20 protein-coding genes are annotated in these 21,213 nt (G+C 38.4%); 17 read left to right on the top strand and 3 right to left on the bottom strand.

Going from position 1 to position 21,213, the window contains the following annotated elements; all coding sequences use genetic code 11:
• The first annotated feature begins 167 nt into the window (after positions 1-167).
• From JFV29_RS23475 to JFV29_RS23455, 5 genes are all read left to right on the top strand, one after another.
• Complete coding sequence (locus tag JFV29_RS23475) at positions 168-1,952, top strand: sensor histidine kinase (protein WP_201188049.1); 1,785 nt, start codon at positions 168-170, stop codon at positions 1,950-1,952.
• The gene (locus JFV29_RS23470) at positions 1,924-2,670 is read left to right on the top strand and encodes a LytR/AlgR family response regulator transcription factor (protein WP_201186691.1); all 747 of its coding nucleotides are present in this window, start codon (positions 1,924-1,926) and stop codon (positions 2,668-2,670) included. The genes JFV29_RS23475 and JFV29_RS23470 overlap by 29 nt, the downstream gene beginning before the upstream one ends.
• A gap of 140 nt (positions 2,671-2,810) precedes the next feature.
• Complete coding sequence (cstA, locus tag JFV29_RS23465) at positions 2,811-4,604, top strand: carbon starvation CstA family protein (RefSeq protein ID WP_201186690.1); 1,794 nt, start codon at positions 2,811-2,813, stop codon at positions 4,602-4,604.
• Between the two features lie 272 nt (positions 4,605-4,876).
• On the top strand, positions 4,877-5,032 hold the full coding sequence (locus JFV29_RS23460; protein ID WP_082527361.1) for a DUF1540 domain-containing protein: 156 nt from the start codon (positions 4,877-4,879) through the stop codon (positions 5,030-5,032).
• A 737-nt stretch (positions 5,033-5,769) separates the two neighbouring features.
• Entirely contained in the window at positions 5,770-6,126 is a 357-nt protein-coding gene (locus JFV29_RS23455; RefSeq protein ID WP_201186689.1) for a hypothetical protein, read from the top strand.
• Here the strand turns inward: JFV29_RS23455 and JFV29_RS23450 are convergent.
• Both JFV29_RS23450 and JFV29_RS23445 read right to left on the bottom strand, forming a co-directional pair.
• Entirely contained in the window at positions 6,107-6,757 is a 651-nt protein-coding gene (locus tag JFV29_RS23450) for an O-methyltransferase (RefSeq protein ID WP_201186687.1), read from the bottom strand. The genes JFV29_RS23455 and JFV29_RS23450 overlap by 20 nt on opposite strands.
• Positions 6,744-7,103: a hypothetical protein gene (locus JFV29_RS23445; protein WP_201186685.1), complete on the bottom strand. Its 360-nt coding sequence runs from the start codon at positions 7,101-7,103 to the stop codon at positions 6,744-6,746. The genes JFV29_RS23450 and JFV29_RS23445 overlap by 14 nt, the downstream gene beginning before the upstream one ends.
• Before the next feature lie 274 nt (positions 7,104-7,377).
• On the opposite strand from JFV29_RS23445, the gene JFV29_RS23440 reads away from it, so the two are divergent.
• The 11 genes from JFV29_RS23440 to JFV29_RS23390 all read left to right on the top strand — a co-directional run bounded on the left by JFV29_RS23440 (position 7,378) and on the right by JFV29_RS23390 (position 18,696).
• Entirely contained in the window at positions 7,378-7,899 is a 522-nt protein-coding gene (locus JFV29_RS23440) for a TetR/AcrR family transcriptional regulator (RefSeq protein WP_242486933.1), read from the top strand.
• 36 nt (positions 7,900-7,935) lie between these two features.
• A complete protein-coding gene (locus JFV29_RS23435) occupies positions 7,936-9,291 on the top strand; it encodes a DHA2 family efflux MFS transporter permease subunit (protein ID WP_201188047.1) in 1,356 nt (451 codons plus the stop codon).
• A gap of 241 nt (positions 9,292-9,532) precedes the next feature.
• Entirely contained in the window at positions 9,533-11,599 is a 2,067-nt protein-coding gene (locus tag JFV29_RS23430; protein ID WP_201186683.1) for a BglG family transcription antiterminator, read from the top strand.
• Positions 11,596-11,862 carry a PTS sugar transporter subunit IIB gene (locus JFV29_RS23425; protein WP_056520029.1) on the top strand — a complete coding sequence of 89 codons (267 nt, stop codon included), beginning with the start codon at positions 11,596-11,598 and terminating at the stop codon, positions 11,860-11,862. The genes JFV29_RS23430 and JFV29_RS23425 overlap by 4 nt, the downstream gene beginning before the upstream one ends.
• A gap of 17 nt (positions 11,863-11,879) precedes the next feature.
• On the top strand, positions 11,880-12,146 hold the full coding sequence (locus tag JFV29_RS23420; protein ID WP_053347686.1) for a PTS sugar transporter subunit IIB: 267 nt from the start codon (positions 11,880-11,882) through the stop codon (positions 12,144-12,146).
• Positions 12,147-12,176: 30 nt separating this feature from the next.
• Positions 12,177-13,445, top strand: a complete 1,269-nt coding sequence (locus JFV29_RS23415) for a PTS ascorbate transporter subunit IIC (protein WP_053347685.1) — start codon at positions 12,177-12,179, stop codon at positions 13,443-13,445.
• A 109-nt stretch (positions 13,446-13,554) separates the two neighbouring features.
• Positions 13,555-14,406 (top strand): HAD family hydrolase, encoded by an 852-nt coding sequence (locus JFV29_RS23410; protein WP_201186681.1) that lies wholly within the window; start codon positions 13,555-13,557, stop codon positions 14,404-14,406.
• Positions 14,407-14,814: 408 nt separating this feature from the next.
• On the top strand, positions 14,815-15,789 hold the full coding sequence (locus tag JFV29_RS23405) for an ABC transporter substrate-binding protein (protein WP_201186679.1): 975 nt from the start codon (positions 14,815-14,817) through the stop codon (positions 15,787-15,789).
• A gap of 85 nt (positions 15,790-15,874) precedes the next feature.
• Positions 15,875-16,879: a FecCD family ABC transporter permease gene (locus tag JFV29_RS23400; RefSeq protein ID WP_201186677.1), complete on the top strand. Its 1,005-nt coding sequence runs from the start codon at positions 15,875-15,877 to the stop codon at positions 16,877-16,879.
• A 62-nt stretch (positions 16,880-16,941) separates the two neighbouring features.
• Positions 16,942-17,889: a FecCD family ABC transporter permease gene (locus tag JFV29_RS23395; protein ID WP_274607078.1), complete on the top strand. Its 948-nt coding sequence runs from the start codon at positions 16,942-16,944 to the stop codon at positions 17,887-17,889.
• 15 nt (positions 17,890-17,904) lie between these two features.
• Positions 17,905-18,696 carry an ABC transporter ATP-binding protein gene (locus JFV29_RS23390; RefSeq protein WP_057214114.1) on the top strand — a complete coding sequence of 264 codons (792 nt, stop codon included), beginning with the start codon at positions 17,905-17,907 and terminating at the stop codon, positions 18,694-18,696.
• A gap of 895 nt (positions 18,697-19,591) precedes the next feature.
• Here JFV29_RS23390 and JFV29_RS23385 read toward each other — a convergent pair.
• Positions 19,592-19,990, bottom strand: coding sequence for a helix-turn-helix domain-containing protein (locus JFV29_RS23385; protein WP_201186675.1), 399 nt, complete (start codon positions 19,988-19,990; stop codon positions 19,592-19,594).
• A gap of 219 nt (positions 19,991-20,209) precedes the next feature.
• Here JFV29_RS23385 and JFV29_RS23380 point away from each other — a divergent pair, with 219 nt between their 5' ends.
• On the top strand, positions 20,210-21,199 hold the full coding sequence (locus JFV29_RS23380) for an asparaginase (protein ID WP_053347682.1): 990 nt from the start codon (positions 20,210-20,212) through the stop codon (positions 21,197-21,199).
• The last annotated feature ends 14 nt before the right edge of the window (positions 21,200-21,213 follow it).

Here is a 21,213-nt window from a genome sequence, read left to right as displayed (position 1 = left end):
ATACACGTAGTTAGGAAGTTAGGAAACGCGTGTGCCCAAGGAATAACTGGTCTCAGGTTCATGGGGAAGTCCCTATGACTATTAAGTAGCTAACGTAAAACCAGATTCGACAATGATTTCTTTGCTGTTGTAAGATGAATGAAAAAGCCAGAAAAGGGGTGAATGATTTGGTTCTATTATTACCGTCGTTGATTGAAAAAGTAGGGATCATCGTGATTGCTGCATTCCTGCTTTCTTATATGAAACCCTTTCGGCAAATGATTGGTCATGAACATCAAATGTCAAAGAAAATCATGCTCATAACACTTTTTGGGGCATTCGGAATTATAAGTAACTATACAGGAGTCGAAATTGGGAATCATGTAATACCAGAAAGTGTTTGGCATACTGAGATAGCTCCCGATAACGCTATTGCGAATACGCGGATCATGGGAGTAGCGATCGGTGGTTTGCTAGGGGGACCATTTGTTGGTTTAGGTGTCGGTTTGATTGCAGGGTTGCACCGTTATTCTCTTGGAGGTTTTACAGCGGGGGCTTGTGCCATAGCAGCAATTTTGGCTGGAGTCTTATCGGGGTTTTTAGGTAATAGGCGTCGAAAGTATGGGATGATCACTCCCTGGTTTGCTCTTCCTATTTGTATGGCCTTAGAAGCGATTCAAATGGTCATTATACTATTAACCGCTAAACCATTTGAAAGGGCGTGGGAGCTCGTAGAAGTAATCGGACTCCCTATGATTATTATCAACGGGTTTGGCACTTTGCTATTTATGCTCATCATTCAATCCACTATGAGGGATGAAGCACGGACGCGGGCTGTACAAACGAACCTTGCGTTTTTGATTGCTGATCAGACATTGCCTTATTTCCGACAAGGATTAAATCAAACTTCCTGTAAGAAAATAGCACAAATCATTTTGGGGCTGACTGAAGCCGATGCTGTGGCCATAACCAATGAACACAGTGTCCTTGCTCATGTGGGTGCTGCTTCTGATCACCATGTCCCAAAGGAGGGAATAGCTACAGGCTTAACGAGAAAATCCCTTGAACAAGGCAAAATTATTATAGCTAAAACAAGAAAGGATATTTATTGTTTCCATGAACTTTGTCCATTGCAAGCTGCCGTAGTCCTGCCATTGCAAGTCCAACAGAAAACGGTCGGAACTTTGAAGATGTATTTCAAGCATCCCGATAAATTAAGCCAAGTAGAACAAGAGTTAGCTGAGGGATTGGCGAAACTATTTTCCACACAATTGGAACTAGCCGAAGCGGAAATGCAAACGAAATTATTAAAAGATGCTGAAATCAAGGCTTTACAGGCCCAAGTCCACCCTCATTTCTTGTTTAATGCGATCAACACGATATCCGTTTTATGCCGGACTGATGTGGAGAAAGCAAGAAATTTATTGTTGGAGCTAAGTGCCTTTTTTCGTAGCAATTTACAAGGTGCTCGTCAAATACTAATTCCGCTTGAAAAAGAATTAGAGCATGTCAACGCTTATTTATCACTAGAGCAGGCCCGATTTCCAAATAAATATCATATCGTGTATCGAATTGAGCCAAGTCTTAAAGAAGTTCTGTTGCCTCCATTTACGTTACAGCCACTTGTTGAAAATGCGATACACCATGCCTTTCCACATGTGAAGAGCAATGTTGAAATTATCATTCATGTATATTTTAAAAACGAAATGATGTGTATTGTTGTAGAAGATAACGGGAAAGGGATTTCAAGCGAGAAATTAGATGAATTAGGTAAACATGCTGTAAAATCGAATAAAGGAACAGGAACCGCCCTTTATAATATCAGTGAACGGCTAGAAGGTATATATAATGGTCATGCCAGCCTCTCTATTGAAAGTGAAACTGGTCATGGAACACAAGTGAAAATATCAATCCCACTTAACGAAAAAGGAGTATATGTCAACGATGATGAAAGCATTTATCGTAGAAGATGAACCACTGGCAAGAGATGAATTGAAATATCTTCTGAAGAGAAGCAGACAGGTTGAAGTTGTGGGCGAGGCTGATGGGATAAAAGAAGCCATGAGGGATATCCCTCGATTGAATCCTGATCTTGTCTTTTTGGATATTGAGCTTGCGGAGGGAAATGGTTTACTATTGGCTAAACAATTAGTAGAACTAGACCCTGCGCCTTCGATTATTTTTGCGACGGCTTATGACGAGTTTGCCCTTCAAGCCTTTGAATTATATGCTTTTGATTATCTATTAAAGCCATTTAATGAAAAAAGAATTCGTCAAACTTTGGATAAAATTATGAAACTCCATAAGATCGGGGAAGACGAATCTAGGATAAAATCTCCTGATAATCGAACCGCGGTTGAACAAACAAGTAAATTGGCTGTTGTAATAGATGATCGGATTGTCTTGATTGATAGGGACAACATTATATTTTTAGGATTCATAGAAGGAAAGACAATCATTAAAACCGAGGATAATGAATATAAAATAGGTGACCCTCTCATTGTGCTTGAAAGGAAGCTCGACTATCGCTCTTTTTTACGCGTGCATCGCAGTTTCATTGTAAATATTGTCCATATATTAGAAATACAACCTTGGTTCAACTCGACTTATAACCTCATTATGAGTGATGGATCAAACATTCCAGTAAGTCGCACATATGTGAAAGAGCTAAAGCAGCTTATTGGTTTTTAATATTTTAACAATTCTGCATTTTAACTTCTTTATTTTGCAACCCATCCCTCATTATTTGCATTATAACTTGAAAACCATTTGAATCCGCTTTCATTGTGATATCATCATTTTACGATGTAAGAAATAGAGGGGGTTCAAAAATGAATGCGGTTCCAATCGTCATAGGCTCCATTTGTATTTTAATGATTGCCTACCGTTTATACGGGACATTCATAGCACTCAAAGTGTTAAAGCTCGATGATTCTAAGCCGACTCCGGCTCATAAATTAGAAGATGGAAAAGATTATGTACCAACAAATAAATGGGTGGCATTTGGCCACCATTTTGCAGCCATTGCAGCTGCTGGTCCACTTGTGGGCCCCATCTTGGCTGCACAATTCGGCTATTTGCCAAGTTTATTATGGCTTTTAATCGGAGCTGTAATCGGGGGAGCCGTCCATGATGCCGTGGTGCTTTTTGCGTCCATGCGTAAAGACGGTAAATCCCTATCGGAAGTAGCGAAAGAAGAACTTGGACCTGTAGCAGGCTTCTGTACAGGACTAGCGATGCTTTTTATCATTACTATTACGATGGCAGGACTTTCAATGGTCGTTCTGCATGCTTTAGAAAATAACCCATGGGGGACCTTTGCTGTTGGGATTACAATTCCTATCGCAATGGGTGTTGGGATTTACCATAAAAAAACTGGCAATCTAAAAGGTGCCACCATTGTCGGGTTCGGGCTCATTATGGCCGGGATTTTACTTGGGCCTAACATTCGAGGTACAGCACTTGGGGAATTATTGACACTAGAAGCAAGCACACTTGCTATTATTCTACCAATCTATGCTTTCTTCGCAGCCGCATTACCGGTTTGGCTGCTGCTCGCACCGCGTGATTACTTGAGTACATTTATGAAAATTGGTGTGTTTGCCGCATTGATAATCGGCGTTTTCGTGGTAAATCCAGAGATACAATTTCCTGCGGTTACGGAATTCATTAATGGCGGAGGTCCGATTGTCGCCGGTCCGGTTTGGCCATTTATTTCAATAACCATTGCCTGTGGTGCCATTTCAGGATTCCATGCATTTGTTGGATCAGGCACAACTCCAAAAATGTTAAATCGCTGGAGTGATATAAAATCCGTTGGTTTCGGTGCGATGCTTGTAGAATGTGTAGTTGCCATTATGGCATTGATTGCTGCAGTTTCCCTGCAACCAGGCGATTATTTTGCCATTAACTCCTCACCTGAAGTATTTCAAACATTAGGCATGGAAACCGTACATCTTAACGAACTTAGTGAGGAAATTGGCATTAATCTTGAGGGAAGAACAGGTGGGGCAGTTACACTTGCTGTTGGGATGACCTATATTTTTACCGAAATTCCCTTCTTTGACAAGTTGGCTTCATTTTTCTTCCAATTCGTCATCATGTTCGAGGCGGTCTTTATACTAACCGCAATCGACTCTGGGACACGTGTTGCCCGTTACTTAATCCAGGACTTCTTCGGAGAGTTTTATAAACCATTAAAGAAAGTCGACTGGTTACCGGGTAACATCTTCGCCAGTGCGTTAGCCTGCTTTATTTGGGGCTATCTTCTCTACTCTGGTGACATTGGTTCAATTTGGGCACTCTTTGGTGTATCAAATCAGCTTATGGCCTCGATTGGACTCATCATCGGTGCGACTGTCGTCTTAAAAATTGCAGACAAACGTTGGTATATATGGACATGCCTCGTACCTCTTGCCTACTTATATGTAACGGTTAATGTAGCGGGGTACTGGATGGTAAGAAACGTATACTTAAATCCAGAATCTGCAGGATTTAGTATCTTAAATGGTGTATTATCTATTACCATGTTATGCCTAGGATTAGTCATTCTTATTTCAGCCTTGAAAAAATGGCGGGAGCTTTGGAAGATCCCACAAGCCGAACTTTTGGAAAAGTCAGCATAATGTTAAAGAATCCGGGCGAAAGTTGCCCGGGTTTTTTAGATTCATTTATATCCAATCAACTTCAAAAGAATATTGTGAACAGAAAAAAAACGACCTAATGTCTAAAATATCTAAACAGTATAACGAGAAAAAAGTCCTTTGTTAATCGGTTAAAAAGCTTTTATTTCCCGATTCATGACATTTATTTTAAAGTAAAGGAACTTGAGCCTGAAAAAGGAAAGTATCAATAACCCCAACTTTGTTAATGATAACAAATGAGGAGGTGTGATACTATGGCAAAAGATGTTCTATGTGAAGTGAATAATTGTAAATTTTGGGATTCTGGAAACAAATGTAGTGCTGATGCTATTTATGTAGTTAGTAATAAAGGGAAACAAGCATCTAATAGCGAAGAAACTGATTGCAAAACATTTGATCCAGAAATTTAAATCATCGGGGGTAACCATCATACTGGTTACCCTTCTTTATTTATATTATTGATAACAATTATCATTTTCATTCAAGATTATAGAAATTCATTTTATTTTTTCTGCATGACCTCGTGAGATTGAGCTATATCCTCGTGAGTTAGTGCGTAAACTTGAGTTAGAGCGATAAATTCTGAGTTTGGGCGATAAATTCGAGAGTTTGAGCAATTTACTCGTGAATTTAGCAGTTTTACTCGTGAGTTTGAGCTGTTTACTCGTGAGTTTAGCTGTTTTACTCAGAGTTCGCAATTTACTCGTGAATTTAGCAGTTTTACTCGTGAGTTTGAGCTGTTTACTCGTGATTTTGTGCAATTTACTCGTAAATTTAGCAGTTTTACTCAGAGTTCGCAATTTACTCGTGAATTTAGCAGTTTTACTCGTGAGTTTGAGCTGTTTACTCGTGAATTTGAGCTGTTTACTCGTGAATTTGAGCTGTTTACTCGTGAGTTTGAGCTGTTTACTCGTGAGTTTGAGCTGTTTACTCGTGAGTTTGAGCTGTTTACTCGTGAGTTTGAGCTGTTTACTCGTGAGTTTGAGCAGTTTACTTGTGAGTTTGAGCTGTTTACTCGTGAGTTTGAACTATTTACTCGTAAATTTAGCAGTTTTACTCAGAGTTCGCAATTTACTCGTGAATTTAGCAGTTTTACTCGTGAGTTTGAGCTGTTTACCGTGAATTTAGCAGTTTTACTCGTGATTTTGTGCAATTTACTCGTAAATTTAGCAGTTTTACTCGTGATTTTGTGCAATTTACTCGTAAATTTAGCTGTTTTACTCAGAGTTCGCAATTTACTCGTGAATTTAGCAGTTTTACTCGTGATTTTGTGCAATTTACTCGTAAATTTAGCAGTTTTACTCAGAGTTCGCAATTTACTCGTGAATTTAGCAGTTTTACTCGTGAGTTTGAGCTGTTTACTCGTGAGTTTGAGCTGTTTACTCGTGAGTTTGAGCTGTTTACTCGTGAGTTTGAGCAGTTTACTTGTGAGTTTGAGCTGTTTACTCGTGAGTTTGAACTATTTACTCGTAAATTTAGCAGTTTTACTCGTGAGTTTGATTGATTACTTTTGAAATGGTCAGCCCATCACCGATTGGAATAAGCAGGGATTCTAATTGAGGATGATTGGCCACAGTTTCATTGAATGTCTTCATAAATGCAGTATAATGTTTAGGTTCAGCATCCTGATCCGCCACACTGCCTCCCACAAGTACGTTATCCATGACGATTAAAGCACCCGGTTCCGCCAGTCTAATGCAATATTGCAGGTAATTTTCATAATTGTCCTTGTCAGCATCTATAAAGAAAAAATCAAATCGCTTGTTATCACCAACGAGTTTTTCAAGGCTTTGCAAAGCTGCTCCGGTCATATATGATACTTGATCGCCAAAGCCAGCTTTGGATAGATTGGCATAAGCTAACTTTGCGTATGACTCTTTTAATTCAAGGGAGGTTAATTTTCCTTCGCTGCCGAATCCCCTGGCAAGGCAAATTCCGCTATAGCCCCCAAGAGCTCCTATTTCCAAAACATTTTTAGCTCCTGAAATGGATATAAGCATGGTAAGAAGTTTTCCAGATGAGGGAGATACCGATATGGACGGCATTCCATTTTCTTGTATGGTCGTAATGACTTCTTCCAAAAGAGCATCTTGGGTATAAAACAATGAATCGATATAACTGTTAATTTGTTTCATTCATTTCAATTCCTTTCTCATCATTATTGGAAGCTTCCTTTTCTTCACTTTTCTTATCGGCTGCCTCACTTTCTTGTATTTCAAATAATTGAATAAATTCGTTGATTAACATATCGATGGCTTTCAATTCACCGACTAAGATTTGGTTTATGGATTGAAACTCTGGTTTATCTAATTGCTCCTTGATGGTTGAACGTTTAAGATTCATCATTTCTAAAAAAGCAATTGCCCTTCCGCGGCGAAACGTTTTTGGACCACGATGGTGTGAACCATGCTCTTTTCCTTTGTGATGCTCACCACGGTGATGTCCCTCTCTCTTGAAATCCTTGAATTTTTCATTTTTCATTATAAAACCCCTTCCTGTGTATACGATTGTATACACATTGTATTATGTATTAACTGTATACATATGTATACAAAATGTCAACTAGTAATCAAATGTGCATTTTAAAAATTAAAATGCAGTTTATAAAAAGTTTGTCTAAATTGTGAATTCGTTATATAGAGAGGCAAAAAAGTACTTACATTCAAAGAAATTTTTTTGTTATAGTAACAAATAGACCGGTTGGTATGGTGGGGGTGTGCTACGGAAATGGATACTAAATCGTTGATAATCGACAATGCAACGATTCTTTTCCAACAAAAAGGATATAAAGGTGTTGGACTTAACGAAATGTAATGTTACGAAAGGTTCGCTTTATCACCACTTTCCTAATGGAAAAGAGGAATTATTAATTGATTGCCTTCATTTTTTGAATGAAGTAATTACGTTGGATATCGTGGATATTTTTGAAAGATATCCGACAACGTTAGAAGCGACAAATTCAATGATTGAAAAGCTAATCGTCAATTTAGAAACGGAAGGGACGATTACGGGTTACACATTTAGCAGCATGGTAAGTGAAATGGCCACATTAAGTGATCCTGTACGAAAGGCTTGCGCCGAACTCTATGCAAAAATTCAAGGGATTTATTTTAAAAAGCTTATGGAAGATGGATATTCAAAAGAGTTAGCTTCCAATATTGCATTGATGATCACAGCCTCTATCGAAGGGGCAATGATGCTTTGTTTGGCCGAAACATCGGCAAAGCCGCTAAAAGTAATTTCGCAATTGTTACCCAATAAATTGAAGGAGTTTTAACAAGTGAATCATAAAAATATTAAAACAGGACCCATAATGGCTGCTCTTTTGGTAGCAGGCTTTGTTGGGCTATTTAGTGAAACCGCATTGAATATCGCCTTAGGTGAATTAAGCCAAATTTTTGGCGTGGATGCGACGACAATACAGTGGCTTGCAACAGGCTACTTTTTAACGCTTGGTATTTTAGTGCCGGTAACAGGAATTTTAATGCAAAAATTCACAACACGCCAAATGTTCATGGCGTCTTTATTTTTTTCAATCATCGGAACGGTTCTCGCTGCAGTAGCACCGGTTTTTAGCGTGTTATTGACAGCACGTGTCATTCAAGCAGCTGGACTGGCGATTATTTTGCCATTGACGCAAAATGTCATTTTTACGATTTTTCCACCGAATAAACGTGGTGGGGCAATGGGTGTGATGGGCTTAGTCATTTTGGCAGGTCCGGCATTCGGTCCTACATTGGCAGGGATGATTTTAGATACGTTATCATGGCATTGGATATTTTGGATTACGATTCCGTTCTTATTATTCTCCCTTATCTTTGGCTATTTCTATATTCCGAATGCCAATGAAACTCGACAAGTATCAATCGATATCCTGTCAGTTGTGTTATCGACGATTGGTTTTGGAGGAGTTGTATACGGTGTAAGTGTAGGCGGGGATCACGGTTGGACGAGTACGACGGTATTTGGCACGATCATCGTTGGGTTGATCGCCCTGATTCTCTTTGCAATTCGACAAACGAAGATGGAAAACCCAATGTTGAATTTAAAAGCTTTCAAGTACCCACTATTTGTACTTGGTCTTGCGATGAACATGATTACGTTCCTTAACATGTTATCGATGCTGGTTGTGTTACCAATGTATATGCAAATGGCTTTATTGGTATCTGCGTTCGCCACTGGGCTGATTATGCTGCCTGGTAGTCTATTAAACTGCGTTTTTGCCCCAATAATCGGGCGGCTATTTGATAAATATGGACCTCGTGCCGTGATTACACCAGGAACGATTCTCGTTGTCATTGGCTACGGGCTATATGGAATGTATGGTACAGAAACAGCACTATGGATTATGGTTGTTACGCATATCGTGATGATGCTTGGTATTGGTATGGTACTTGCTTCAGTACAAACGAATACATTGAATGCATTGCCAAAACAATTCTATCCAGATGGTATTGCGATTACGCAAACCTCTCAACAAGTAGCAGGGGCAATTGGTATAGCGGTCATGGTTTCGCTATTCTCAGCGAAGCAAAATGGCTACTTGACTGATGTGGCAAATGATTTACCGGCAGCTGCTGCCTCAGGTTCATCACTTGTATTTAAAATTAGTTTAATTTTCGCCATCGTGAATGTGGTACTTTCATTGTTCATGAAAAAACCGAAGTAACATATGCTCAAAGTATTATATAAGCTTAAAAAAACAGATCACCGTCTAGTAGGTGATCTGTTTTTTATTTTATATAAACGCTTCTTTCTCTAACGTAGTAGTATTTATTCATGAGCCATAATGTGCACAAATGTTTATAGAGTATATTGTTGTGCAGTCCATGTGACAACAATCGGACTTAGAAACGATTCATTTTCAATAAGAAGTAAGATATCGTAGAAGCAGGGAGAGGGATAAGAGAATGTTTTTAGATGAAAGAAGCGCCAATTTACTAAAACTATTACAGCATTCGCCCATTTCAAAAATGAAAGAACTTGAAGCACAAACCGGTCTGACAAGAAGGCAAATACAATATGGCCTGAATAAAGCGAATGACTGGCTCCAATTTCAAGGATATCAGCCCATTCAATATAATCGTGAAACAGGCTATTCCTTTTCTGGAAACATCAGAGATGAAGAATTGAACGTAAAACTGACAAAACGCAATTATATATTTTCAGAGACAGATAGAGAAAAAGTATTTTACCTCATGATTTTACTAAGCCAGGAAGAATTATCGGTCTATCATTTCCAATCGATCACAGGGCTTTCTCGAAATACTGTGTTGAAAGATTTAAAGCGGCTTAAGGAGAAAAACAAGAACATAGCGCTTAAGATCCAGTATTCCAAACAAGATGGTTACGTGATGAAGGGTGAAAGTCGATTAAAGAGATATATCATCGAACATCTCGTACATGATGTACTGAACAGCCCAAATAGTGAATTGATCTTGGAGTGCATATGGGGAAATCAAGAAAAACAAATAAGCTCAATCCGGTTACAGCTTGAAAGAATCGAGCGTAAATTGGGCATTACCTTTACGGATGAGCGGCTTTATGAACTGACATATTTGTTTTTATGTACAGATCAGCTCATTGGAAAAGGAGAAGAATTACAATCTGATCAGAGCTGGGCGCCTTTTGTTACAACTGAAGAATATAAAATGGTTGAGGAAATGACCAAAACCGATGCTTTTCAATCAATATGGAGCGAAACGGAAAATTTATACGCAACCTTACATTTACTAAGTATGAATAGAACGAAGGATATTTCCCCTCTTAAGGATGATGAAGTCATTCAACATCTTTTGCAGGAGATTGTGGAAGAGTTTGAGAGATTGGCTTTTGTTCATTTACATGATAAAGAACAGCTATGCCAACAATTGTACGTTCATTTTAAACCGGCTTATCATCGTCTAAAATATGGGCTCCCACAAATGAATCTGATGACAGAACGGGTGCAGAAGGTCTATCCTGAACTGCATCATCTGACCAAAAAATCTCTATGGTTATTAGAAAAAGAGATTGGCCGTTCAGTATCTGAAGAAGAAATAGCATACTTTACTATTTATTTTGGCGGATGGCTGCGCAAGCAAGGGACAACATTGGATGATCGAAAAAGAGCGATTGTTGTATGCCCGAATGGTATAGGAATCAGCAATATTCTCATTTATACATTGAGAGAATTGTTTCCGGATATTTTGTTTCTGGATGTTTTGTCTGTTCGAAATGCCGCTGAGTATCAACTGTCGTACGATCTTGTTTTTTCAACGGTGCATATGAGAACAAAAGCAACTTTATTTGTTGTACCGCCTATTTTAGAAATGCAGGACAAACATAAGCTGCGTCAGCAAGTCATGCAGGAATTGTATGGGTATACGACGGACAATGTAGATGTTGCCGCATTATTAAAAGTCATTTCCAAGTATGCAACCATTCATGAACCGGATCAGCTTGAAAAGGCACTTCAATCAAATGTGTATAATCACACACCAAAAGTAACCCAATTTTCTTTAAAGGAGGCAGAGAAGCCTGTGTTAGAAGAATTACTCAACATACAAACGATTCAATTAAAGTCGCATGTTTCAAATTGGAAAGAAGCCATTCAAGTCGCGGCCAAGCCTCTCGTGGATTTAGGAACTGTCGAAGAGCGATATGTGGAAGCCATGATTGAGGCTATCGAAACGAATGGCCCATATGTGGTCATCACGCCTGGAGTGGCCATACCTCATGCGCGTCCGGAGCAGGGAGTTCGCTCTTTATCCATGAGTCTATTGAAATTGGACGAACCTGTGGACTTCGCACCAAATAAACCGGTCCGGTTGATTATTGTTTTGGCAGCTGTAGATAACGATTCGCATTTACGGGCATTAATTCAGCTCACTCAATTATTGAATGAACCAGCTAATATTGAGGAGATTTTACAGACTGCAGATAAATCTGTACTTATGGAGTATGTTCATAAATATTCAAAGGAGGAAGCGGAATGAAAATCATGGTAGTGTGCGGAAACGGATTAGGCAGCAGTTTCATAATGGAAATGAATGTGAAAAAAGCATTAACGGAAATGGGAAAAACAGCGGAGGTAGATCATACAGACCTTACATCTGCAAAAACAGTGCAAGCGGATATTTTCCTTGGAGCAGCGGATATTGTAGGCCAGCTAGATGATGGAACCCGAACAATCGTTACGCTTGAAAATATGATGAGCATTCCTGAAATCAAATCTAAATTAGAGTCGCATTTAGGATAAAAAAAGGAGAGATTGATATGAAGAAAATCATGGTAGTGTGCGGGAACGGATTAGGCAGCAGTTTCATTATGGAGATGAATGTGAAAAAGGCATTAACGGAAATGGGAAAAACGGCGGAGGTAGATCATACAGATCTAACATCCGCAAAAACGGTACAGGCGGATATTTTCCTTGGAGCAGCGGATATTGTAGGTCAGCTTGATGATGGGACTCGTACGATTGTTACCCTGGAAAACATGATGAGCATTCCTGAAATTACATCGAAATTAGCGTCACATCTGTAATTTAAAACAGAATGAAGAGGGGGAGAGGCAATGCTGGAACTTATCATGAATGACATCTTAGGTACACCTTCCATACTAGTAGGGCTGTTTGCTCTCATTGGCTTGCTGTTACAGCGAAAGTCCAGTGCTGATGTTGTATCCGGAACGCTAAAAACAGTTATGGGCTTCATTATCATTGGAGCGGGAGCGACAGTACTTGTTGGCGCCCTTGATATATTCAGTCAAATGTTCGATCATGCGTTCAATGTTCAAGGCGTCATACCAAATAACGAGGCCATTGTCGCAGCAGCACAAAGTGATTTTGGTACTTCGACTGCACTTATTATGGTATTTGGTATGGTTGTCAATGTTTTACTAGCTCGTTTCACGCCATTTAAATATATATTTTTAACTGGCCATCATACATTATTTATGGCTTGTTTAATTGCGGTGACCCTGTCGGTCGGAGGGCTTAACGGTGTTCCGCTTATCCTGGTCGGTTCTATTATATTAGGGGTATGCATGGTGTTGTTCCCTGCTATCCTTCAACCATACGTACGGAAGATTACCGGAAGCGATGATTTTGCCATCGGCCACTTTGGAACGATCGGGTATTTTGTTTCCGCTACTGTTGGAAAATGGTTTGGAAATAAGGAAAAGACGACGGAGCAGATTAAGGTTCCTAAATCTTTAGGATTTTTAAGGGACACTTCAGTCGCTGTATCATTAACGATGACATTGTTCTTTGTGATTGTTGCGTTGTTTGCGGGTCAAGACTATATTGAAACGAAACTATCCGGTGGTTCTAACTTCATCGTATTTTCATTCATCCAGGCCATTACATTTGCGGCCGGTGTGTACATCATTCTTGCGGGGGTACGGATGTTAATTGCTGAAATCGTTCCTGCCTTCAAAGGGATTGCGGATAAAGTGGCACCTGATACAAAGCCAGCGTTAGATTGTCCAACCATCTTTCCATTTGCTCCAAACGCAGTGATCATCGGGTTCTTATTCAGTTTTTTAGCTGGACTATTATCCATGTTCCTTCTTCCGGCAATAGGATTAAAAGTTATCGTTCCAGGGCTCGTACCACATTTCTTTACCGGGGCAGCTGCCGGTGTATTTGGAAATGCTACGGGTGGCCGACGTGGAGCGATGCTAGGATCATTTGCCAACGGAATCATTATTAGTTTTCTGCCGGCGGTTCTCTTGGTCTTCTTAGGAGATGTAGGGTTTGAAGGTACCACATTTGGTGATTCAGACTTCGGTGTGGTTGGTCTCTTAATTCTAAGTATTATGAAACTATTAGGATTATCTTAATCTGATATTGAATAAGGAAAAAATCATATATCTGCCAACAGCCTAAGATCTTATAGATAGTAGGCTGTTGGCATTTTTATTACATAATAGAAATTTATGAGGTGATGGTATGGATTATAAAGTAATTGTACTAGATTTGGATGGCACGACACTGAATGAAATGAATACGGTGAATGAGACACTGAAAAATTACTTAATCGAACTTAGAGAAAGTGGAAAGTTGATTTTTATTGCAACGGGAAGAACGTTAAAAGAAGTAAGAGACGTTTTGCCGGCTGATTTGAAAGTGGATGGAATGGTAACTGCGAATGGAATGTCTGCATTTATTGGAAAGAAGCAGATTGTCGAACACACTCTGTCGCCTGAACTTGTGGAAGAATTGGTCGCCAAAGCAGGAGAGGGAGAGATTTATTACGAAGTTCATCCGAACGACGGATCACGGATGGCATTACTTAAAGATAAAGTCTTTATGGTTAAACAGGGTTTGGGGCCAAAGCCTGCAACAGTCGAAGAAAATGAATGGCTATCAAGACAGGATGCAATGGATGGGAAAATCCACTGGTCAGAACAATTAGATATAAAAAGTGTCGCCAAAATCTACTTTTTCAGCAATGAAATGAATGTCATTCGGAAATGGAAAGCAGATTTGGAAAAGATCAAGCAGTATAATGCTTTTACGACTGCTTCTTCTACGCATCACAACGTGGAAGTGACGGTGGAAGGTGTCTCAAAAGCAACAGGCGTTCAAATATTACTGAAGCATTTCCAGCTAGCACCGGAAAATATCCTGGCAGTAGGCGATGGAGAAAATGACCTCCCTCTATTTAAACTCGCTGGGCATTGTACGGCCATGAAAAATGCCACTGACCTTGTCAAAGAACAAGCCGATGAAGTGACAGAGTATTCTTATAGAGAAGATGGCTTGTATCGCTTTTTGAAGAAAATGTTTCAATTACCTTAAGAAAGAACCCCTTGCTGTAGAGGAAGTACCCATAACGTTCATCTATTCTCTTATTTCTCATATAATATGTGTCTATCAATCTGACTTATGTAAACTTTAAAAACCCTAACTATCTCTTTTAGTTAGGGTTTTTTACGGAATTTCCAGGTCTACTTCAATCCTTGCCTAATCCTTTCTTTTATAATCTAACCGGTTTACGTCACGAATCAGTGGTTAAAACTGTAAACGATAAAATGCATGCAGGTTGTCTTAATGGTCATAATGATTTTTAATCACAAAACTTTTTTAATATTGACGGTATCAATCTCTGACTTTATCATAACAACAGTAATGATAATCATTTTCAATTATGATTATCTCGTTGGAGAATTAGTTAAATAGGTATAGAAGACAGAAGGGGTGCAAAAAATGCGAGGATTTAATAAAGTAAGAACATTTGGAGGGGGAATATTAATCCTGTTATTTACTATTATGATGTTGTTAACAGGATGTAATACCTCTCAAAAAACGACAGAAGCAGAGAAGAAACAGAATTCTGCCGAAACAAAAAATCAAGAAATAAGAACAATTAAGCATGAAATGGGAGAAACAGAAATTCAAAATACTCCTACAAAAATAGTTACACTTGAGTTATCTTTCGTTGATTCTTTAAATGCTCTAGGAATAAACCCTATTGGAATTTCAGATGACAACAAAAAAGATATGATTACAAAACTTGTAGGTAAAGAAATAGATTATACTTCTGTAGGAACACGTGAACAGCCTAATTTAGAGGTTATTAGTTCTTTACAGCCGGATTTAATTATTGCAGATGCTGAGCGACATAAAGGTATTTATAAAGATTTACAGAAGATTGCTCCTACCGTTATCTTAAAAAGTCGGGAATCTACATATCAAGAAAACTTGGATTCTTTTAAAACGATTGCAACAGCAGTAAATCAGGAAGAGGCCGCAGAAAAAAGGTTAAGTGAGCATGAAAAAACGATTAAGGAACTTAAATCAAAGCTTAATGTTAATTCAAATATGACGGTTTTACCTGCAGTTGTTCGAGATACTTCATTCCAAGCTCATACTTCTTCTTCTTATGATGGAGAATTGCTTGAACGTCTGGGATTGAAAAATGCTATTCAGCAAGAACAACCACATGCTGAGATGAATCTAGAGCAGCTTGTCGAGATTAATCCAGATGTGCTACTTTTAGCGAACAATGAGGGTAAGTTACTTACTGATGAGTGGAAGGACAATCCTCTTTGGAAAGACCTAAAGGCTGTAAAAAACGGACAAGTTTATAGTGTTGATCGAGATTTATGGACGAGATACCGTGGTGTTGTATCCGCGGAGGCTATTGCTAAAGACACTTTAAAAATGCTAGATGAAAAATAAAGGAACAAAAGCGAAGTAAGAGATCTAATTCTTACTTCTCTTTCTATTAGTTATAAATTTTGTTAGGAAGTGTGTTGTATAGTCAATGGATACTGTAGTTAGAAGTAAAATGAAAGTGTATTGTACGGCTATAGCTGGAATAGTTTTGTTAATTTTAGGAGTTATAACAAGTATTTCTGTGGGAGCAGCTGATATAGATGTAGCAATGGTTTTGAAGTCCTTTTTTGAGGTGGACTCGTCTAAAGAACAGACTATTATAAGGACTCTTCGTTTACCTCGAGCTTTAGTTGGAGCATTAGTCGGTGCTAATTTAGCGGTGGCGGGTGCTCTTATGCAGGCTATTACCCGGAATTCATTAGCTTCTCCACAAGTATTTGGTGTTAATGCCGGTGCCTCATTTTTTATTGTGACATCTTTTGTTTTTTTTCCTAACCTCTCTTCTGTCTCTCTAGTTTGCATTGCATTTATTGGTGCAGCAGTGGGAGGAATGGCAGTCTATTCTTTTGCTTCGGGAGGAGGAATGACACAAGTAAAGCTGGCATTGGCCGGAATGGCTGTTCACTTTTTTTTATCTTCTTTAACGCAAGGTATGATTATCTTTAATGAACAAGCGAAAGATGTGCTCTATTGGTTAGTAGGATCTATTAATGGAAAAACATGGACGCATGTTAACATGATTCTTCCATGGTCTCTTTCCGGGCTATTTGTTGCTGTATTGTTCTCTCGATCTGTTTCTATCCTTGTATTAGGAGAAAATATGGCGCAAGGACTTGGGCAACGGGTGTATCGAATCCGCATTTTAGCAGGGATATTGGTAATTATCTTGGCAGGATCTTCTGTGGCAGTCGCAGGCCCAGTGGGCTTTATTGGATTGATTATTCCTCATATTGTTAGGAGACTAGTGGGGGGAGATTATCGAAGAATCATCCCTTTTTCTGCATTATTCGGCGCTTTACTCTTAGTTTATGCAGATATTCTCGCTCGGTTTATCGCCTATCCTTTTGAGTCGCCGGTAGGAATTGTAACAGCTATAATCGGTGCGCCATTCTTCCTTTACTTAGCGAAGAGAGGCAGGAATATTAAACAATGAAACTAAAACAAAGGTTTGTGTTGAAACCAAATGTGTACCCTTATTCAATTCTCCTTCTGCTGATGGTAACGACGCTAATTTTATCAATGGTGAGTCTAGGGTTAGGGGCCATTTATATTTCACCTTTAGAAATTATACAAAATTTATTAGGAGATGGCATTCAAAGTCAGACGTTTATTCTGCACAACTACCGAATACCTCGTATTTTGATTGCTGTGATAGTAGGTGCGGGATTGGCAACAGCTGGAGCTATTCTGCAAGGTGTTCTTCGAAATCCATTGGCTTCTCCTGATGTGATTGGGGTAACAAAAGGGGCAGGATTGGCAGCGGTTATAGTAATTGTTTTATTTCCAAAATCGCCAATTATCATTCTACCCCTTTCAGCTTTTATCGGAGCGGCTATCATGGCGGCAATTTTGATGATATTTGTTTATAAAAAAGGAGCTCAACCAAATACAATAGCTTTGGTGGGAATTGCTCTAGGGGCAATATGTCAAGCGGGCATTGAGTATTTTATGGTCAAGTTCCCAGATGATGTGAATACGACACTCTTGTGGTTGACAGGTAGTCTATGGGGAAGAGGATGGGATCAAGTATTTATATTGCTTCCATGTCTTATTCTTGTCCCGGTATTAATTGGATTAACTTCTAAATTGGATGTACTGAGCCTTGGAGACGATATAGCTACAGGTCTCGGTGAAAGATCAAAAATTCTACGATTTATATTACTAAGTGTTTCTGTAATTTTAATTGGAGTATGTGTTGCTGCAGTTGGTTCTATCGGGTTTATTGGTTTAATTGCCCCTCATATTGCTCGAAGAGTAGTAGGATCTAAATTTAAGGTTTTACTTCCTGCTTCAGCTCTCTTTGGTTCTATCTTTCTACTCGTTGCTGATAGCCTAGGAAGAGGATTGTTTCCTCCAGTAGAAATACCCGCCGGAATAATCACAGCTGTGATTGGGGTGCCATATTTTTTATATCTATTACGTAGTGAACGAAAAAAAGCATAAGGAAGGCGGGAGATTATGACAACATTATCGGCAGAGAATCTTTCTCTCTCTTATGGAACAACTCAAATCCTGGATAATATCGATTTAGAAATTCCTGAAGGTAAGATCAGTATTATCATTGGTTCTAATGGTTGTGGCAAATCTACTATTTTACGGTCTCTAGCTAGATTATTAATACCGCAACAAGGTACGATCTATTTAGATGGAAAAGCTATTCATCATCAATCTTCCAAGGAAGTTGCAAAGAAATTGGCTATTTTACCCCAAGCTCCGGAAGCTCCTGAAGATATAACTGTTAAAGAGCTATGCTATTATGGGAGGCATCCACATAAAGGCTTATTTTCCAGACAAACTCCAGAAGATCATGCTATTGTAGACCGTGCGTTATCTGCAACAAAAATGACTGATTTTGCTGATCGTACATTGGATGCACTATCTGGAGGACAAAGGCAAAGAGCGTGGATTTCAATGGCTTTGGTACAAGATACGGATCTTTTACTGTTAGATGAACCGACAACGTATCTAGATTTAGCACACCAAATTGAAATATTAGAATTACTACGAGATTTAAATGTAACTTATGGGCGTACGATTGTCATGGTTTTACATGATCTAAATCAAGCCGCACAGTATGCTGATCATCTAATTAGCATTGTTAAGGGAAAAATCTATAAAGAGGGACATCCTGAAACAGTGTTTACAAAAGATATGATTAAGGATGTCTTTGGACTAGATTGTTGTATTATTGAGAACCCTGTTGATCAAACGCCACTTTGTATTCCAATTGGTTTATCTCAAGATAATTAAAAGTATTTTGGTTCTGGTGCAAAATCTACTCCCTAGAAACATAGATTCTCAGTTTCCATAAAATTGCCAGCTTATGAAGTTTACACGAACGATTATTTAAAATTTTTTCACCAATGAAGTCCAGGTATCTTTTCCGCGTTTTACTCATGGGACTTCTAAAAGAAGATGGATAAAAATCACAATCTTATATGTAAGTACAGAACCTATTTTGATTAGCTCTATTTCAAAATGGGTTCTTTCTGTTTGATGATAAGGGGGCAATTTTTCTAGGTTTATTTGGACAGTAATCTTGATGGGGATTTGGATATCAGGCCGTGAACGTGTTTCAAAGAAGAGGAAGAAAGAAATGGAGAAAATCGAAATTCAGAAATTGTAATGTTCTGTTATAAAGAGTGGATAACTTAATTCATTAAATGATCAGACTATTTATAAGTTGGCTAGGGAATATGACAAGGAATCTTTAAAAAATCATCATACAATAGAAGAAACTTGTCAAAAAGAATCCTTTGCAAAAGGCAGCATCTCACCAAGTGATCTTAAGGATCATGCTCATCGATTGCAACCATTTCTATTTGATTCCAAAGATTTTCTAATCTTTTTGATAATATAACCAACAAAAAGGGGCTTCTTCAAGCAAAACCACTGTTTACGGTGGTTCAGCTTGAAATATTCAAATAAACCACCTACTGTTCCTGATGATAAACTTTTAGGGAAATAATTATTTTGTGGTTCTGGAGCGAAAATAAACAGATAGCAAAAACAAAATAATCTCAGTTAATGGGATTATATAATCATACTTAAAGTTGAATTTCTATGATTAGAATATTCTGTATTTTGGTTATATCTATTTATTTTGTTGAAAAAATTTGAGGTTGATTAAGAATCCATTACGGCCTTAGCCCAATGAATCTCTTGTCACATATTGTTTATAGCAGTTTCTTTCCAATTCTCGCTTAGCTCTAATAAAAGCAATAAATTGTATCATTTCCTCTTCAGAAAGAGATATTCCATCGACAGCCAGCTCCAAATTTAAGGGATCCGTTAATTCCATGAATTGAACGGACTCTGTGGAAATCTCTTTAGGCAGAAAAGTTGAATGTTCAACTCTACCTAGAATGTAGTCAATCGAAGTATCAAATAAATCAGCCATTGACTTAATAGATTCTAATGATGGACGACGATATCCGGACTCGTAACCTGCATATGTACTCTTGGCAATCCCGAGTCGATCAGCGGTGTATTGCAATGACCATCTTTTTTTCTTTCTTAATGAGATAATTCTGTTTAATATCATTTTCCAGTACTCCTTCTTTTTCTTATTCTTATACCATTATAATAATATAAAATGTACGCGAAGCGAATAATATTTTGCTTGATTTCCCTCTTTTATAAAATTATAATACAAATAGCGTTCGCGGAACGCGAATTTTAATGAAAAATGCATTTATTTCTGTCGTTATACTTATAGTAATTGTAAATACCGATATAGGTAAGTTATAGAGGAGGTATAATTATGAAGAGGTTGATGCTTCTCACGACTGGTGGTACAATTGCTTCGTTAGAAGGGAAAAATGGACTGGTTCCAGAGATGAAAGCTGATGAAATTTTAGGTCATCTACCGGGTTTAGATTTACTCTGTCAGATTGATAGTAAGCCTTTGATGAATATTGATAGTACAAATATGCAACCGGAATATTGGTCTGAAATGGCAAAATCCATCCATGAACACTACCATGATTACGATGGCTTTGTAATCACCCATGGGACAGATACAATGGCCTACACTTCAGCTGCGCTCTCATATATGTTACAAGATGTAGAGAAACCAATTGTGGTTACAGGGTCTCAAATCCCAATTGCCTTTAAAAAAACAGATGCCAAAAGAAATATCTCGGACGCAATTCGGTTTGCTTGTGAAGGGATCGGAGGAGTATATGTAGTTTTTGATGGTAGAGTCATTCAGGGAACAAGGGCCATTAAATTGAGAACGAAAAGCTATGACTCGTTTGAAAGTATTAATTACCCTTATGTTGCTACTATATATAAAGATAAAATAGAGTATAATAAGTCTGTTCATTTATCAAAGAATAAGGAAGTTAAATTAGATACTTCCCTTTGTACAGATGTTGCTTTGGTAAAGTTACATCCTGGAATTAAGCCAGAATTCTTTGATTTTCTGAAAAACGAATATCAGGGGATTGTAATAGAAAGTTATGGAAGCGGCGGTATTCCATTTCACGGAAGAAACATTTTGGAGAAATTGAATGAATTGGCAGAGTGTGGAATATCTGTTGTCATTACTACTCAATGTTTAGAGGAAGGGGAGGATATGGATATATACGAAGTGGGGCGTAAAGTAAATCAGAATGTAATCATTCGTTCCAGAAATATGAATACAGAAGCCATCGTTCCTAAATTGATGTGGGTATTAGGCAAGACACAGGATCCACAAAAGGTGAAGGAAATGATGGAAACACCAATTGCAGAAGATATTACATTTTGAAACATGGGGGAGCA

The sequence above is a fragment of the Peribacillus sp. TH16 genome, assembly GCF_016651095.1.
Lineage (GTDB): Bacteria > Bacillota > Bacilli > Bacillales > DSM-1321 > Peribacillus > Peribacillus butanolivorans.
The sequence above is the reverse complement of the archived record's forward strand: the minus strand, read 5'-3'. Positions and strand labels throughout refer to the sequence as shown.